A 15,411-nucleotide genomic window follows, 5' to 3' on the forward strand; every position below is an offset into this window, starting at 1 on the left:
GCATGCCGCCGCGCGGCGCCACCCCGTTACTCCACGAACAGGGCCCCTACTCCTCGAACAGGGCCTCCTGCTCGCCCTCCTTCTGCTGCCGCAGCCGCCGGTTCCGGGCGCCCACCACCACGGCCGTCGCCGCCGCCGTCACGCCCAGGGCCACCGGCACCATCCAGCCGCGGTCGAAGACGTGGCGGAAGGCGTGGTCGAGGGAGAGGCGGCCGGGGCCGGTGATGGCGATGCCGGCCGCGGCCAGGCCCAGGGACGCCGCGTGCTCGTAGCCGCCCTCCTGGGCGAAGAAGCCGTTGGGCATGTGCACCGCCGACGCCCCGGCCATCGCGCCTGCCGCCGCCGCGCCCGCCGCAGGGGTGGCCAGGCCGAGCGCCAGCAGGGCGCCGCCGCCGGCCTCGGCCAGGCCCGCCGCCGTCGCGCTCGCCTTGCCCGGCGCGTAGCCGACGGACTCCATGAACTGGCCGGTGCCCTCCAGGCCGTGCCCGCCGAACCAGCCGAACAGCTTCTGCGCGCCGTGCGCGGCCAGTACCCCGCCGGTTCCCAGCCGGAGCAGCAGCAGGCCCACGTCGCGTCGGTCGTAACAGGTCACGGTGACTCTCCATCAGCAGGCGACAGGTCCCCCTCCGCGTTCCCACCGTCGCACCCCTCACCCCACCGGGCGCGTCCTGGATGGCGTTCGGGTGGCGGCGGCGGGGGACCGGTGTGAGCCTGACGCCATGACCATTCAGCCAGCCAAGCTGCGCGATCCGGCGGTGCGGGCGTTCGTCCACGCCGTCAACGCCCACGACCGCGACAGCTTCCTGTCCCTCCTCGCGCCCGACGCGACGATGGCCGACGACGGCTCGGACCGCGACCTCGCCGACTGGATCGACCGGGAGATCTTCTCCTCCCACGGCCACATGGAGGTCGACAACGAGTCCAACGGCGGCCACACGCTCCTCGCCCGCTACCGCAACGACACCTGGGGCGAGATGCGCACCCGGTGGACCTTCACCGTCGGGGACGACGGGCGGATCTCGCGGTTCGAGACCGGGCAGGCGTAGCCGGCGCGAGGGTACGAGCCGCCTCGGCCGGGCCCGTCGTACGCGGGCGCGTGTGCGGGTGGACGCCCGAGGGCCGCTCGCCGTCACGGAGCCGGCCGGAGCCGGCCGGGGCCGGCCGGCTGCCGGGGTGACGAGCGGCCCTTCGGGCCGGCCCGGCGGATCGACGGCCGGTCAGTGGCCGTGTCCGCCGAAGCGCTGCTCCGCGTACGGCTGTTGTGGGGCGTCCCGCTGCCCGCCGGCCCCCTGCTCCGTCAGCGTGATCCGGCCCGCCTCGATGGTGGCCAGGCGCGGGGCGCGGCGGGCTATGGAGGAGTCGTGGGTGACCATGACGAAGGTCAGCCCGTGCTCCCGCCACAGGCCCTCCAGCAGGGCCATGATGTCGTCACGGGTGCCCTCGTCGAGGTTGCCGGTGGGCTCGTCGGCGAGCAGCACCCTGGGCCTCTTCACCAGCGCGCGGGCGATGGCGACGCGCTGCTGCTGGCCGCCGGACATCTCCGAGGGGACATGTGTCAGGCGTTCGCCGAGGCCGACCGAGCGCAGCGCCTCGGCGGCCCGCTCACGGCGCTCGGCGGGCCGGGCACCGAGCGGGACCAGGGCCGTCTCCACGTTCTCCTGGGCGGTCAGGGTCGGGATGAGGTTGAACGCCTGGAAGATGATGCCGATCTTCTCGGCCCGCAGCCGGGTCAGCTTCGCCTCGCCGATGGCGCCCAGGTCGACGCCGTCGAGCTCGACGCTGCCGGCGGAGGGGTGGTCGAGGCCGCCGATCATCTGCAGCAGCGTGGACTTGCCGCCGCCCGTCGGGCCCTGGATGACGAGCTGGTCGCCGTCGGCGATGGTGAGATCGACGCCGCGCAGCGCCTCCACCGTCTCCTTGCCCCGCGTGTACCGCTTGGTGACACCGGTGAGTCTGTACATGGGATCTCCGTGACGAAAAGGACGTGAAGAGAGGGGGAGGGGACTACGAGACGCTGCGCAGGGCGTCGGCCGGGCGCATCCGTGAGGCACGCCAGCCGCCCATGGCTCCGGCGACCAGTCCGCCGGTGACCGCGAGACCGACGGCCAGGGCGATGGTCGTCATGGAGACGGGTGCGGACAGCGCGATCTCCAGGGTGTTCTGCGCGGCCTGCTGCCCTGGGCCGCCACCGCCGGGGCCGCCGCCCGGGCCGCCGCTCATGCCGCCACCGCCGCCGCTGCCGAGCTGCGCGGTGAGCTTCGGGCTGATCGCGGTCACCGTCCAGGCCGCCGCGAGACCCAGGGCGATGCCGAGGGCGCCGCCGATCAGGCCGTTGACCATCGACTCGCCGACCACCTGCCGGGTCACCTTGCGGCTCGGCCAGCCGAGCGCCTTCAGGGTGCCGAACTCCCGTACCCGGCGGGACACCGCCGAGGAGGTGAGCAGCGCGGCCACCAGGAACGCGGCGGCCAGCACGGCGACGGACAGCCACTTGCCGACGCCGGCGGCCAGGCTGGAGGCCGTGGACAGCGAGCCGGAGACGGTGGAGGCGAGGTCGGAGGAGGTGGTGACGGTCGTACCGGAGATGTTGCTCTGGATGGTCTTCTTCACCACCGAGATCCGCTTCGAGTCCGTCGCCTTGACGTAGATGGTCGTGACCTTGTTCTTGGCGTCGCCCAGCGACTGGGCCTGCTTCAGCGGCAGGTAGACGTCGGTGGTGGAGTCGCCGCTGTCCGGGGTGGCTACGCCGACGACCGTGTACTTGGTCCCGGAGATCTTGACGGTCGAACCGACCTTGTACTTCTTCTCCTTGGCGTACGACTCGGCGACCACCGCGACCTTCGCGTCTCTCTGCGCCGAGGTGAAGGTCTTCCCGGAGGTGATCTTCATCGTGGCCAGCGGGCCGAGGGCCTGGTCGGTGACGTCGACGCCGGCCACCGAGTAGCTGTTGACGTCGAAGTTCGCGCCGCCGCCCTGCACCTGCGGCTGTCCGCTGCCGTCGCCGGTCCCGCCGGGACCGCCCTGCTGCTGGGAACCGGACGACGAGGTGGACGACTTGGCCTCACCCTGGGTGAAGGAGCCGTCGACCTTGGTGACGTTCAGGGACAGCGCGCCGACCGCCGCCGACACGCCCTTCTGCGCGGCGACCTTCGCGACCAGCGAGGACTTCAGGGCCTCCCCGCCCTGTGTCATCACCCGGTCCGAGCTCTGCGTGGACGTGCCGCTCCGCTTGGCGTCGAACTTGAAGTTCGGCCCCTGTGAGCTGCCCGCCTCGGGAGCCGAACGCGCCTTGGTGACCGTCATGTCGGTGCCGAGGCCGTACAGCGATTTCAGGACCTTGTCCTGAGCCTGCGTCATACCGGCCGACACCGAGCTGACGGTGATGACCAGCGCGATACCGAGCGCCAGACCCATCGCGATCACCAGAGCGGCCTTCTTGCGGCGGCTCAGCTCGCGCTTGAGATAGATGCCAAACATCCCGTTCCTCGAAAGGTTCTTGGCGCCCGCTGTGGGCGCGGCCACAAGCTAGGGAGGAACCTTTGAGAGGGCCTGGGTAAAGGATGTGCAAGGGCTGAGAAGGCGGATGACTCACGGGATTCTCATGGGACGGCAAATTCCGGTCGTCTACCCGGATACCGCGGACAAACCCCTGTTCGAGGCGGTGTACGGTCCCGGGGTGCGTGATTGTTCCCGGCTCAGCCGGCGTGCCGCCCTCGGGCTGACGGCCGCCGCCCTTCCCCTGTCCGCGGCCGCCCCGGCCGCCGCCACCACCGTCGTGGGCGGTGAGCGGCTGGCGCGTGGCGGAGTCCAGGTGCGCGGCGCCTCAGGACTGCCCAGGAAGCTCGACGCCCGCGCGTGGCTCGTCGCCGACGGCGAGAGCGGTGAGGTGCTCGCCTCGTTCAACGCGCACCGGCGCCTCGCCCCCGCGTCCACGCTGAAGATGCTCTTCGCGGACACCGTGCTGAAGAAGTTCGACCGCACCGAGCGGTACAAGGTCACCGACGAGGACCTGGCCGACGTCCCGGCCGGCTCCAGCCTGGTCGGCATCAAGCCCGGCATCACGTACACCGTCGAGCAGTTGTGGCAGGGGGTGTTCCTGCGCTCCGGCAACGACGCGGTGCACGTGCTGTCGCACATGAACGGCGGCATCGCGAAGACGGTCGCCGAGATGCAGGCCGGGGCGGAGGACCTGCAGGCCCTGGACACCCGGGTGGTCAGCCCCGACGGCTTCGACCACAAGGGGCAGCTCTCCTCGGCGTACGACCTCACGCTGTTCGCCCGGCACGGTCTGAAGGACGCCGACTTCCGGGGCTACTGCGGCACCCGGACCGCCGACTTCCCGGCGGGCGGAAAGAAGACCTTCCAGATCCAGAACACCGACCGTCTGCTCACCGGGGCGTGGGGCCTCGATGTGTACGAGGGCCTGATCGGCGTGAAGAACGGCTACACCAGCCACGCCGGGAACACCTTCACCGGCGCGGCCACCCGGGGCGGCCGCACCCTGCTGGTCACCGTGATGCACCCCCACGTCGGCGGCAACGCGGTCTACGAGCAGACCGCCGCGCTGCTCGACTGGGGCTTCAAGCACGGGAGTTCGGCAATGGCGGTGGGCGCGCTGGTCGAACCGCTCAGCGCGGGCGGGGCGAGCGCGAGTCCCGCGCCGGGCACGGCCCGGAAGGCGGCACAGGCGGCGGGCGCCCCCGGGGCGGCGTCCGGGCACCCCTCGTCGTGGCGGCTGCTGGAGGGCGCCGCCGGCTCCGCGGCCCTGCTGGGCGCGGGGGCGTGGGCGCTGCGCCGGCGGCTGACCCGGGGCGGGGCGGCGGCCGGTGGCGAGGCGCGGCCGGAGAGCGGATCCGGCGGACGCCACCGGGTCTGAACCACAAGAAGCCGGCGGAGTCGTGGAAAGCGGTCCGCGGCAGCCGTTCCGCCGGCCGGTGCGCACCTCGCGGTCACCCGCGGGACCCACCCCCGACCTGCGGCCGGTGGAACGGCTGCCGTCTCCCCCCTCGGTATGGCTACGGAACCCCCGCGCTCCAAGTGTGAAGCTCTTGTGGAGAAAAGTTGACCATATGCGGCCGATCGGCCGCAATACCGCGGATGTTCGAATTCCGGCGGCCCAACCGGCCTCAGCCGCGCCCGATGTAGGGCATGGCGGTCGCCAGCACCGTCGCGAACTGCACGTTCGCCTCCAGCGGCAGCTCGGCCATGTGCCGCACGGTGCGCGCCACGTCCGCCACGTCCATGACCGGCTCGGGAGCGGTCCGCCCGTCGGCCTGCAGCGCGCCGGTCTCCATCCGCGCCGTCATCTCGGTGGCCGCGTTGCCGATGTCGATCTGGCCCACGGCGATGCGGTACGGCCGCCCGTCCAGCGACAGCGACTTGGTCAGGCCGGTCAGGGCGTGCTTGGTCGCGGTGTAGGCGACCGACATCGGCCGGGGCGTGTGGGCGGACACGGAGCCGTTGTTGATGATCCGGCCGCCCCGCGGGTCCTGTTCCTTCATTCGCCGGTACGCCGCCTGCGCGCACAGGAACGCCCCGTTGAGGTTGGTGTCCACCACGTGCCGCCAGGCCTCGTAGGGCAGGTCCTCGACCGGCACCCCGCCGGGTCCGAAGGTGCCCGCGTTGTTGAACAGCAGGTCCACCCGGCCGAACCGTTCGACGGTCGCCGCGAAGAGCGCTTCCACGTCCTCGGGCCGGGACACGTCGGTGCGCACCGCGAGCCACGGGCCCCCCGGCGCCCGCGCGGCCGTCTCCTCGAGCGTCTCCGTGCGCCGGCCGGCCAGGACCACCGACCAGCCGGCGCGCAGCAGTTCCACGGCGACGGCCCGCCCGATGCCGGAACCGGCGCCGGTCACCACCGCGATCTTCGATTCCCTGTCAGTCATGGCTCCGCAGCGTAGGCGGCGGCTCCGCCATGCGGAATCGGCTGTCCGCCATACGGTTGGAGCCGTGCAGTAGCCGGGCAGGATCCGGGCGGAAGCCGGCAGGCCTAACGGGCGGCCGCGGCCGCGGTCACCGCCTCCCCGGGGTACCGCACGCCGATCCGCTCCCGGATCGCGTCCAGCGTGCGCATCACGGCGAGGCTGCCGTCCAGCGGCACCAGCGGCGACTCCCGCTCACCCGCCCGCAGTGCCCGCATCACCTCGGCCGCCTCGTGCCGCAGGCTGGTGCGCGGCCCGTCGGCCGGGTCCGCGGTGAACTCCTCGGGGTCGCGGCCGTCCCGGTGCAGCACGAAACGCTCGGGGTGGAAGAACCCGGCGGGAATGTCGATCCGGCCGAGGGAGCCGGTGACCGAGGCGGTGGTCCCGGTGCCCCCGGCGATGGAGCAGTGCAGCGAGGCCAGCGCGCCGCTCTCCCAGGAGAGCAGGGCGCCGGTCTGGAGGTCGACGCCCTCCGCCGAGAGCACCGCGCTCGCGGCGACGGCGTCCGGCTCGCCGAGCAGCAGCTGCGCGAACGACACCGGATACACCCCGAGGTCCAGCAGCGACCCGCCGCCGAGCTCCGGGTCCCGCAGCCGGTGCGCCGCCGGGAACGGGCCCGCGAGACCGAAGTCGGCCTGCACGGTGCGGACTTCACCGATCGCCCCGTCGTCCACCAGCGACTTCAGCCGCCGCACCAGCGGGTTGCAGTACATCCACATCGCCTCCATCAGGAAGCGGTCGTGCTCCTTGGCCAGCGCCACCAGCTCCCCGGCCTCGTGGGCGTTGAGCGTGAACGCCTTCTCGCACAGCACGTTCCGCCCGGCCGTCAGGCACAGCCCGGCCGCGGCCCGGTGCGCCGCGTGCGGGGTGGCGACGTACACGACATCGATGTCCGGGTCCGCGGCCAGCGACTCCCAGTCGCCGTAGGCCCGGGTCACCCCGAACCGCTCGGCGAACGCCTCGGCCGACTCCCGCCTGCGCGAGGCCACGGCCACGATCTCCGCGTCCGGCAGATCCACCAGATCCGCCGCGAAGGCGGCCGCGATCCCGCCCGTCGCCAGGATCCCCCACCGCACGCTCCGCTGCCCCATCCCGCCCCGCCCTCGCTCATGTGTACCTCGGCAGTGTGTACGAGCTGAGAGCATAGGTGCCGGAACGGCACGAGAGGGAGGGACTCATGCGGGAGGACACCGCGGCATCGGCACCGGAAACGGCGCGTTCGGCCGGTACCGCCCGGCCCGCGGCCGGGACCGCGCCCGCCGGTCTGCTCCTCGTGCTCCTCCTCGGCGGCCTCACCGCGACCACCCCGCTGGCGATGGACATGTACCTCCCCTCGCTGCCGGAGGTCACCCGCACGTTGCACGCCCCCGCCGCCACCGTCCAGCTCACCCTCACCGCCTGCCTTGCAGGCATGGCCCTCGGGCAACTGGTCGTGGGGCCGATGAGCGACCGCTGGGGGCGCCGCCGGCCGCTGCTGGCCGGCCTCGCCGTCTACCTCGTCGCCACCGCCCTGTGCGCGCTCGCGCCCAACGTCGAGACCCTGGTGGGACTCCGGCTGGCACAGGGCCTCGCCGGCTCGGCCGGGATCGTCATCGCCCGGGCCGTCGTACGCGACCTCTTCGACGGCCTGGCCATGGCCCGCTTCTTCTCCAGCCTGATGCTGGTCTCCGGGGTCGCTCCGATCGTGGCGCCGCTGATCGGCGGCCAGATCCTGCGGGTGACGGACTGGCGGGGCGTGTTCGTCGTCCTCACCGTGGCCGGCGCCGCACTCACCGCCCTGGTCTGGGCGCGGCTGCCCGAGACCCTGCCGCCCGCCCGCCGGCACCAGGGCGGAGTGGGGGAGGCGCTGCGCGCGATGCGCGGCCTGCTCGCCGACGCGCCGTTCAGCGGCTACCTGCTGGCCGGCGGCTTCGCCTTCGCCTCGCTGTTCGCCTACGTCAGCGCCTCGCCGTTCGTCGTGCAGGAGATCTACGGCGCCTCCCCGCAGACCTTCAGCCTGCTCTTCGGCCTCAACTCGGTCGGGCTGATGATCACCGGGCAGATCAACGGCAAGCTGCTGGTCGGCCGGGTCGCCCTGGAGAAGGTGCTCGCCGTAGGCCTGGCGGTGACCGTGCTCGCGGCGGCCGCCCTGCTGCTGATGTCCACCGGGGCCTTCGGCGAGGCCGGCCTGGTCCCGGTCGCCGCCGCGCTCTTCGTGCTCATGTCGGCGTTGGGCATCACCCTGCCCAACGCCCAGTCCCTCGCCCTGCTGCGCACCCGGCACGCCGCGGGATCCGCCTCCGCGCTGCTCGGCACCTCCTCCTTCCTGATCGGCGCGGTCGCCTCCCCCCTGGTCGGCGTCGCCGGGGAGCACACCGCCGTGCCCATGGCCGTCGTCCAACTGACGGGTGCGTTGGTCGCGGTGGCCTGCTTCGTGGGACTGTGCCGTCCGTGGAGGGCACGTACGGGGCCGGAGGGAGACCAGAACTGAGCACGCCGAGACTGCGCCCCGGCACACCCGAACGAGCCGGGCTCGACCCCACGGAACTCGGGCACCTGGCCGACGAGGTGCACGCCCTGACCGCCGGAGTGCGCCCCTGGGCCGCCGGTGCCGTCGCGCTGGCCGGACGCGGGCCGGTGGTCGCCGTCGCCGAGGCCGCCGGCTGGGCGGTGCGCTACGCCTCCTACGACGCCGAGTCCGGCACCGGTGTCGAACTGCCGGCCGCCGAACGGGTCCCGGCCGGCGTCGGCACCCCCTTCGACCTGGCCTCCCTCACCAAGCTGTTCACGTCCGTCGCCGCCGTGCAGCAGATCGAGCGCGGCACCCTCGGCATGGACGCCCGGGTCGGCGCCTACCTGCCCGAGTTCACCGCCGCCGCCGAACACGGCATCACCGTACGGCAGTTGCTCACCCACACCTCCGGGCTGCGCCCCGAACTCCCGCTGTACGACCGCCCCGACGCGGACGCCCGGCTGGCGATGCTGCGGGCCGAGGCGCCGGCCGCGGCGCCCGGCACCTACCTCTACTCGGACCTGAACATGATCCTGCTCCAGTTCGTCCTGGAGCGGATCACCGGCCGGCGTCTGGACGTACTGATCGAGGACGGCATCACCCGCCCGCTCGGGATGACGGCGACCGGCTTCGGACCGTGCCCCGGCGCGGCGGCCACCGAGGACCAGCGGCTGCCGTGGGCCAAGGCGGACCGGGGGATGCTGCGGGGCGTGGTGCACGACGAGAACGCCTGGGCGCTCGGCGGGGTGGCGGGCCACGCGGGCCTGTTCTCCACCGCGCCGGACCTCGCGGTCTTCTGCCGGGCCCTGCTGGGGGGCGGCGCGTACGGCCCCGCCCGCATCCTCGGCCCCGACTTCACGGAGCTGCTGCTGACCCCGCCCGGCCTGGGTTTCGCCGTGGACCAGCCGTGGTTCATGGGCGAGCTCGCGGGCCGGGGAGCGGCGGGCCACACCGGCTTCACCGGAACCTCCCTGGTCCTGGACCCCGCCACGGACACCTTCCTGGTCCTGCTGGCGAACACGGTCCACCCCCGCAGACGCCTGCCGGACAGCAGACCGAGAGCGACCATGGCGACCCTCCTGTCCCGGGCCGTCCGCGGGGCGTGAGCGGCAAGCACCCCCGCGCCGTCGCCCCGTCCGCCCGGGCGCCGCGGGCTTGCCGGGCACCGCGGCGGCACCGCTCCCACCGGGACCGACCCCCGCCGGGCAGCTGAGACAATCGCGGGGTGAACGCCCCAGTCTCCCCAGCCGACGCCCTCCGCGCCTCCGTCACCGCGCTGCTCGACGGGCTTCCGCCCCGGCAGGCCGCCGGGGCCGTGGAGCGGCTGATCGCCAGCTACCGGGGCGACACCCCCACCCACGCCCCGATCCTGCGCGACCGCGCCGATGTGGCCGCGTACGCCGCCTACCGGATGCCCGCCACCTTCGAGGCGGTCCGCTCGGCGCTGGAGGCGTTCGCGGACGCCGTGCCCGGCTGGGCACCCGGCAGCCATGTGGACGTCGGCGGCGGCACCGGAGCGGCGACCTGGGCGGTGACCGCCACCTGGGCCGGGACCCGGCCGGTGACCGTGCTCGACTGGGCCGAACCCGCCCTCGCCCTCGGCCGGGAGATCGCCGCCGCCAACCCGGCCCTGCGCGACGCCCGCTGGGAACGCGCCCGGATCGGCACGGCGCTCACCCTCGACTCCACCGATCTCGTCACCGTGTCGTACGTCCTCAACGAACTCGCCGAGGCCGACCGCGCCGCCCTCGTGGACGCCGCCGCGGCCGCCGCCCGGGCCGTCGTGATCGTGGAGGCCGGTACGCCCGCGGGCTACGAGCGCGTCATCGAGGCCCGCGACCGCCTCGTCCGCGCCGGATTCCGGGTGGCCGCGCCCTGCCCGCACAGCGCCGCCTGCCCCATCGTCCCCGGCACGGACTGGTGCCACTTCTCCGCCCGGGTCAGCCGCTCCTCGCTGCACCGGCAGGTCAAGGGCGGCTCCCTGCCGTACGAGGACGAGAAGTTCGCCTACGTGGCCGCCACCCGGCTGCCCGCCGAGCCGGCCCCGAACCGGGTGGTCCGGCGCCCCCAGATCCGCAAGGGGCAGGTGCTGCTGGACCTGTGCGAGGCGCAGGAGCGGCTGAGCCGTACGACCGTCACCAAGCGCCACGGCGGCCTGTACCGGGCGGCCCGGGACGCCGACTGGGGCGACCCCTGGCCGCCGCAGGACCCGCCCGGGTAGCCCGCCGGGCTTGTTAGCGTCAGCCCATGGTCAAGAAGCCCGCCCCCGACGCCACCCGGCGCAGTGAGAAGTCCCGCCGGGCGATCTACGCCGCCGCCCTCGCCCTGGTCGGCGAGACCGGCTACCGCAGGACCACCGTCGAGGGCATCGCCGCCCGCGCCGGCGTCGGCAAACAGACCATCTACCGGTGGTGGACGTCGAAGGCGGACGTGCTGCTGGAGGCGTTCCTGGACCTCGGGGAGCAGGCGGCCCGGGCGGCGGGACAGCAGCCGTACACCCTCCCCGACACCGGCGACCTCGCCGCCGACCTGAAGACGGTGCTGCGGGCCACGGTGGACGAACTGCTCGACCCGCGCTTCGAGACGCCCGCCCGCGCGCTGGCCGCCGAGGGCCTGGTCGACGAGCAGCTCGGCCGCGAGTTCGTCGACAAGCTCCTGCGGCCCCAGCTCCAGCTCTACGTGGACCGGCTCCGCTCGGCGCAGGACACCGGCGCGGTGCGCGCCGACCTCGACCCGCGCATCGCCCTGGAGCTCTTCGTCTCCCCGCTGGCCCAGCGCTGGCTGCAGCGCACCGGCCCGATCTCCTACGACTACACGGACACCCTGGTCGACTACGCCCTGCACGGCCTGGCCCCACGCTGACCTCCTGTGAGGCGCGTCTCGTCCGGTTTCTCCGGATGGCCCCGGTGGCACCCCGAAGCGCGGGAAGATGGGACGATGAGGCATGCTGTCCGCACCAGGCGAGGCGAGGGGACAGATGAGCGCGACGTTCGGCGGCCGTAGCGGCCGGCAGGGCAAACTCTCCCAGTGGCTGCGCGGACGCCGCCCGAAGGAGACCGCCGACCCCGGCGGCCGTGAGGCCCTGCTGCTCGACGCCGCCGCCGCGGGCCTGCCACTGGCGCCCGCAGCGCACCCCGGGACCGGCTACGGCTGTTCCTGCGACCGCGTCGGCTGCCCCACCCCGGCCCGGCACCCGGTGTCGTTCGCCTGGCAGACCCAGTCCACCACCGACCGCGCCCAGATCGAGCGCTGGGCCCGGCACCAGCCGCAGGCCAACTTCATCACCGCCACCGGCATGGTGCACGACGTCCTGGACGTCCCCCTGGAGGCCGGCCGGGAGGCGCTGGAGCGGCTGCTCGACGCCGGTGTGGAGGTCGGGCCGGTCGCCGAGAGCGACGACGGCCGCATGATGTTCTTCACCCTCACCCGGGGCACCCCCGAGGACGAGGACGAGTGGTGGCCCTGCGAGCTGGACTGCCACCCCGAGACCATGGACGAGCATCCGGGCCTGCGCTGGCACTGCCGCGGCTCCTACGTCCTCGTACCGCCCGCCCGGCTGCCCGGTGGCGACGGGGACCGGGGGCTGCGCTGGCTGCGCGGCCCGGAGCACCCGCTGCCCGACCCGCTGACCCTGCTGGAGACGCTGACCGACGCCTGCGCCCGCCACACCGGCGACCCCGCGGGCACCGCCTGGCCCCTGCGGCACTGAACCGGGCCGGGCCCTCGCCGGGCCCGGGCGCGGGCTACTCGCCCTGCGCCGCCGTCAGCCCCTGGACCCGCCCCAGCACCGACACCCGGCCGCTGCCCGCCGGGTCGAGGGCGGCCTCGTTGGCGATGATCTCCAGCGTCAGCGACTGCTTGATCTCGCCCTTGGTCAGGGCCTGTACGTCCCGGTTCGGGGTGGGCACCGACGTGCCCGCGGCGGCGGTCTGCTTCTCGTAGTGGTGCGTGGTGAAGAACACCAGCGCCCCGCCGTCCGCCGTGCGCAGCGCGAGCGGCGCGTAGTCGCCGCTGGTCAGCGGCTCGTCGATGAACTGCCGGACCAGGCCGGGCCGCTTCGCCAGTTTCCCGCGGTTCGCGCGCAGGGTGCTGGTGTACGGGCCGTCCGCGAAGGTGTTCCCGCCGCTCTTGAGCTGGCTCGCGTAGCCCTTGCTCAGCTCGGCGGGCGGCACGGCGAGATCCCCGGAGCCGGCCGGCACGGCCTCGGCATAGCCGTCCGCGTCCTTCTTGAACTCCGGTACGTCTCCCTGCGCCACCAGCGTCAGATACGCCACCTGCCACGGCTCACCGAGGCCGTCCCGGGTGAACACCAGCAGCCAGCGGGCGTTGCCGCCCTTGTTGCCCTTGGCGTCCGCGACGAACCAGCGCGGCCACCCGGCCTTCTTCGGGATCGTGAACTTCGCGTCCGTCAGCTCCAGCGGCGAGTGGTTCGCGTTGCCCGACGGGCTGTTGGCGTGCCCGGCCTTCAGCCGGGCGCCGTCGATGTCGGCGAGGGCGCCGGTGACGTGCTTCGCGTCCAGGGAGCGGTCGTAGGCCTTGTCGGCCCTGTTGTAGGCGTCCGTGAACTGCCGTAGCGCCTTGGCGGCCTCGGCGCGGCCGGCGGCCGGGAGCACCTCGCGCTCCCCGTGCACCACCACGCATCCGCTCGCCGTCAGCGACAAAGCGGCCAGCGAGGCCGCTACGAGTGCGTTCCGGTCACGCCTGCGAAGCCCGCGACGACTGCGATCCCTGCTCATGAGGTGCCTTCACCCTCCCCTTCCCGGAGGCGAACCCTACCGGGACGGGAAGGTGCGCGGACGGCCGGTTCCCGTACTGTGCCGTCCCGTTGCCCGGGCCGGTCACTCGGACGCCGGGACCTTGCCTCCGGCGGGAGCCGCCGTGCCCCGCCCGCTGCCGCGCAGCCGGGCGCGGAACTCGGGGGTGAGCAGGAAGACGGTCAGCGTCGGCACCAGGTAGAGGGCCCACACCGTGAGCTGGACGACCGTGGGGTCCGGCTGGAAGTTGAGCACGCCCTTGAGCAGGGTGCCGTACCAGCTGTCCGGCGGGATCGTGCCGCTGATGTCGAAGGCCAGGTGGTTGATGCCCGGGATCCAGCTCGCCTCCTGCAGGTCGTGGAAGCCGTACGCCAGCACGCCCGCCGCGACCACGACCAGCATGCCGCCGGTCCAGGTGAAGAACTTGGCCAGGTTGATCTTCAGGGCGCCCCGGTAGAACAGCCAGCCCAGCAGAACGGCCGTGGCCAGGCCCAGCGCCACGCCGATCAGCGGACGCGGGGTGCCGTCGCTCGCCGCGTGCACCGAGGCCCACACGAACAGGGCGGTCTCCAGGCCCTCCCGGCCGACGGCCAGGAACGCGGTGGCGACCAGCGCGCCCGTGCCCATCGCGAGGGCCGCGTCCAGCTTGCCGTGCAGCTCCGACTTCAGGTGCCGGGCAGTGCGCCGCATCCAGAACACCATCCAGGTCACCAGGACGACCGCGACGACGGACAGCGTGCCGCCGAGCGCCTCCTGCGCCTGGAACGTCATCTCCTGCGAGCCGAACTCCAGGGCGCAGCCGAAGCCCATCGCGATGGCGACGGCGATGCCGATGCCCATCCAGATCGGCTTCAGGGCGTCCCTGCGGCCGGTCTTGACCAGGTAGGCGATCAGGATGCAGACGACGAGCGACGCCTCCAGGCCCTCGCGCAGACCGATCAGGTAGTTGGAGAACACGGGCTACGCCTCCTTCTGGAACAGCGAGCGGCCCCACCAGTCGCCGGTGTCCCGGACGCCCGGGGGAACCGCGAAGACCGCCGAACCCACGTGCTGGATGTACTCGTTGAGCGCGTCGTGCGCGGACAGCCTGCGCTGCAGCGGGATGAACCCCTTGCGCACGTCCCGCTGGTAGGCGAGGAAGAACAGACCGGCGTCGAGGCGCCCGAGGCCGTCGGTGCCGTCCGTGAAGGAGTAGCCGCGGCGCAGGATGGTGATGCCGTCGTTGGAGTCGGGGTGCGCGAGCCGTACGTGCGAGTCCGGCTTCATCGCCTTCAGGAACGGCTCGTCGTGCTCCTTGGCCTTGCCGACCGGGGCGCCCTCGCGCTTGTCGCGGCCGAAGACGTCCTCCTGCTCCTGAAGCGAGGTCCGGTCCCAGGTCTCCACGTTCATGCGGATGCGCCGGGCGACCAGGTAGGACCCGCCCGTCATCCAGTCCGGCCCGTCCCCGTCGCCGGCCCACACGAACTTCTTCAGGCGATCGCTCTCGGTTCCCGCGATGTTGCGGGTGCCGTCCTTGAACCCGAAGAGGTTGCGCGGGGTCTGGGCGCCCGGGGTGGTCGACGAGGTCTTGCCGAAGCCGAGCTGGGACCAGCGGATGGCGACCTTGCCGAAGCCGATCCTGGCCAGGTTGCGGATGGCGTGCACGGCGACCTGCGGGTCGTCCGCGCAGGCCTGGATGCACAGGTCGCCGCCGCTGCGGGTCCTGTCCAGGTTGTCGCCGGGGAAGGCGGGCAGGTCGGCCAGGGCGGCCGGCCGCCGGTCGTGGAGGCCGAACCTGTCGAAGAACGACGGCCCGAACCCGATGGTCAGCGTCAGCCGGGACGGCTTGAGTCCGAGGGCCTCGCCGGTGTCGTCCGGCGGTGCCTCGGCGAGCCCGCCGTAAGCGCCCTCGCCGACGGTCTTCCCGGAGGTCATCCGCCGGGCCGCGTCCGTCCAGTCCTTCAGCAGCTGTACGAACGCCTCGCGGTCGTCGGTCTTCACGTCGAACGCGGCGAAGTGCAGCCGGTCCTGCACGGGGGTGGCGATGCCGGCCTGGTGGGCGCCGTGGAAGCGCACCGCCCCGCCCGCCTCGGCCGAGGCGGGGTCGATGTCGTCGCCCACCTTGGCCATCGCCATTCCGCCGCCGGCCGCGGCGGCCCCGAGCGCCAGCCCGGCACCTCCCCAGCCGATCAGCGCCCGGCGCGACGGACTGCCGTCGCGGGGCTCCTGGGTCCGTCCGGTCTCCTGGGTCTCGGTCATCGCCTTG

At 73.4% G+C, this 15,411-nt stretch carries 15 protein-coding genes; 7 read left to right on the forward strand and 8 right to left on the reverse strand.

All coding sequences use genetic code 11. The features are described 5' to 3' along the window. Nucleotides 1–46: 46 nt before the first annotated feature. On the reverse strand, nt 47–592 hold the full coding sequence (locus tag ABZ478_RS03470; protein WP_359544914.1) for a DoxX family membrane protein: 546 nt from the start codon (nt 590–592) through the stop codon (nt 47–49). Nucleotides 593–719: 127 nt separating this feature from the next. Here ABZ478_RS03470 and ABZ478_RS03475 point away from each other — a divergent pair, with 127 nt between their 5' ends. Further along, nucleotides 720–1,046 carry a nuclear transport factor 2 family protein gene (locus ABZ478_RS03475; protein ID WP_358927131.1) on the forward strand — a complete coding sequence of 109 codons (327 nt, stop codon included), beginning with the start codon at nt 720–722 and terminating at the stop codon, nt 1,044–1,046. Between the two features lie 171 nt (nt 1,047–1,217). Here the strand turns inward: ABZ478_RS03475 and ABZ478_RS03480 are convergent, their stop codons facing one another. Together ABZ478_RS03480 and ABZ478_RS03485 are read right to left on the reverse strand one after the other, a co-directional pair. Beyond that, the gene (locus ABZ478_RS03480) at nt 1,218–1,961 is read right to left on the reverse strand and encodes an ABC transporter ATP-binding protein (RefSeq protein ID WP_359544916.1); all 744 of its coding nucleotides are present in this window, start codon (nt 1,959–1,961) and stop codon (nt 1,218–1,220) included. A gap of 43 nt (nt 1,962–2,004) precedes the next feature. Continuing rightward, complete coding sequence (locus ABZ478_RS03485) at nt 2,005–3,477, reverse strand: ABC transporter permease (protein WP_359544918.1); 1,473 nt, start codon at nt 3,475–3,477, stop codon at nt 2,005–2,007. A gap of 199 nt (nt 3,478–3,676) precedes the next feature. Between ABZ478_RS03485 and ABZ478_RS03490 the strand changes: the two genes are divergently transcribed. Further along, nucleotides 3,677–4,876, forward strand: a complete 1,200-nt coding sequence (locus tag ABZ478_RS03490) for a serine hydrolase (RefSeq protein WP_359544920.1) — start codon at nt 3,677–3,679, stop codon at nt 4,874–4,876. Between the two features lie 250 nt (nt 4,877–5,126). On the opposite strand, the gene ABZ478_RS03495 is transcribed toward ABZ478_RS03490, so the two are convergent. Together ABZ478_RS03495 and ABZ478_RS03500 are read right to left on the reverse strand one after the other, a co-directional pair. After that, nucleotides 5,127–5,885, reverse strand: coding sequence for an SDR family oxidoreductase (locus tag ABZ478_RS03495; protein WP_359544922.1), 759 nt, complete (start codon nt 5,883–5,885; stop codon nt 5,127–5,129). A gap of 104 nt (nt 5,886–5,989) precedes the next feature. Further along, nucleotides 5,990–7,012, reverse strand: a complete 1,023-nt coding sequence (locus ABZ478_RS03500; protein WP_359544924.1) for a Gfo/Idh/MocA family oxidoreductase — start codon at nt 7,010–7,012, stop codon at nt 5,990–5,992. Between the two features lie 86 nt (nt 7,013–7,098). On the opposite strand from ABZ478_RS03500, the gene ABZ478_RS03505 reads away from it, so the two are divergent. From ABZ478_RS03505 to ABZ478_RS03525, 5 genes are all read left to right on the forward strand, one after another. Continuing rightward, entirely contained in the window at nt 7,099–8,391 is a 1,293-nt protein-coding gene (locus tag ABZ478_RS03505; RefSeq protein WP_359544926.1) for a multidrug effflux MFS transporter, read from the forward strand. Next, complete coding sequence (locus ABZ478_RS03510) at nt 8,343–9,518, forward strand: serine hydrolase domain-containing protein (RefSeq protein WP_359544928.1); 1,176 nt, start codon at nt 8,343–8,345, stop codon at nt 9,516–9,518. Before ABZ478_RS03505 ends, ABZ478_RS03510 begins: the two co-directional genes overlap by 49 nt. 119 nt (nt 9,519–9,637) lie before the next feature. Next, complete coding sequence (locus ABZ478_RS03515; protein WP_359544930.1) at nt 9,638–10,633, forward strand: small ribosomal subunit Rsm22 family protein; 996 nt, start codon at nt 9,638–9,640, stop codon at nt 10,631–10,633. 26 nt (nt 10,634–10,659) lie between these two features. Then, the gene (locus ABZ478_RS03520) at nt 10,660–11,274 is read left to right on the forward strand and encodes a TetR/AcrR family transcriptional regulator (RefSeq protein ID WP_358927124.1); all 615 of its coding nucleotides are present in this window, start codon (nt 10,660–10,662) and stop codon (nt 11,272–11,274) included. Between the two features lie 115 nt (nt 11,275–11,389). Further along, nucleotides 11,390–12,121 (forward strand): bifunctional DNA primase/polymerase, encoded by a 732-nt coding sequence (locus tag ABZ478_RS03525; RefSeq protein ID WP_359544932.1) that lies wholly within the window; start codon nt 11,390–11,392, stop codon nt 12,119–12,121. Nucleotides 12,122–12,155: 34 nt separating this feature from the next. Here ABZ478_RS03525 and ABZ478_RS03530 read toward each other — a convergent pair whose 3' ends face one another. The 3 genes from ABZ478_RS03530 to efeB form a co-directional block, all read right to left on the reverse strand. After that, nucleotides 12,156–13,148: a hypothetical protein gene (locus tag ABZ478_RS03530; RefSeq protein ID WP_359544934.1), complete on the reverse strand. Its 993-nt coding sequence runs from the start codon at nt 13,146–13,148 to the stop codon at nt 12,156–12,158. A 102-nt stretch (nt 13,149–13,250) separates the two neighbouring features. After that, nucleotides 13,251–14,123 carry an iron uptake transporter permease EfeU gene (efeU, locus tag ABZ478_RS03535; protein ID WP_358927121.1) on the reverse strand — a complete coding sequence of 291 codons (873 nt, stop codon included), beginning with the start codon at nt 14,121–14,123 and terminating at the stop codon, nt 13,251–13,253. Nucleotides 14,124–14,126: 3 nt separating this feature from the next. Further along, nucleotides 14,127–15,404, reverse strand: a complete 1,278-nt coding sequence (efeB, locus tag ABZ478_RS03540) for an iron uptake transporter deferrochelatase/peroxidase subunit (RefSeq protein WP_359544936.1) — start codon at nt 15,402–15,404, stop codon at nt 14,127–14,129. Nucleotides 15,405–15,411 lie beyond the last annotated feature (7 nt).

The sequence above is a fragment of the Streptomyces sp. NPDC005706 genome, from assembly GCF_040631045.1.
Lineage (GTDB): Bacteria > Actinomycetota > Actinomycetes > Streptomycetales > Streptomycetaceae > Streptomyces.

What these genes read in the sequence shown, in the direction of transcription:
- ABZ478_RS03475 (WP_358927131.1), top strand. Translation starts at nt 720, where the DNA reads ATGACCATTCAGCCAGCCAAGCTGCGCGATCCGGCGGTGCGGGCGTTC.
- ABZ478_RS03480 (WP_359544916.1), bottom strand. Translation starts at nt 1,961, where the DNA reads ATGTACAGACTCACCGGTGTCACCAAGCGGTACACGCGGGGCAAGGAG.
- ABZ478_RS03485 (WP_359544918.1), bottom strand. Translation starts at nt 3,477, where the DNA reads ATGTTTGGCATCTATCTCAAGCGCGAGCTGAGCCGCCGCAAGAAGGCC.
- ABZ478_RS03495 (WP_359544922.1), bottom strand. Translation starts at nt 5,885, where the DNA reads ATGACTGACAGGGAATCGAAGATCGCGGTGGTGACCGGCGCCGGTTCC.
- ABZ478_RS03500 (WP_359544924.1), bottom strand. Translation starts at nt 7,012, where the DNA reads ATGGGGCAGCGGAGCGTGCGGTGGGGGATCCTGGCGACGGGCGGGATC.
- ABZ478_RS03505 (WP_359544926.1), top strand. Translation starts at nt 7,099, where the DNA reads ATGCGGGAGGACACCGCGGCATCGGCACCGGAAACGGCGCGTTCGGCC.
- ABZ478_RS03520 (WP_358927124.1), top strand. Translation starts at nt 10,660, where the DNA reads ATGGTCAAGAAGCCCGCCCCCGACGCCACCCGGCGCAGTGAGAAGTCC.
- ABZ478_RS03525 (WP_359544932.1), top strand. Translation starts at nt 11,390, where the DNA reads ATGAGCGCGACGTTCGGCGGCCGTAGCGGCCGGCAGGGCAAACTCTCC.
- ABZ478_RS03530 (WP_359544934.1), bottom strand. Translation starts at nt 13,148, where the DNA reads ATGAGCAGGGATCGCAGTCGTCGCGGGCTTCGCAGGCGTGACCGGAAC.
- efeB (WP_359544936.1), bottom strand. Translation starts at nt 15,404, where the DNA reads ATGACCGAGACCCAGGAGACCGGACGGACCCAGGAGCCCCGCGACGGC.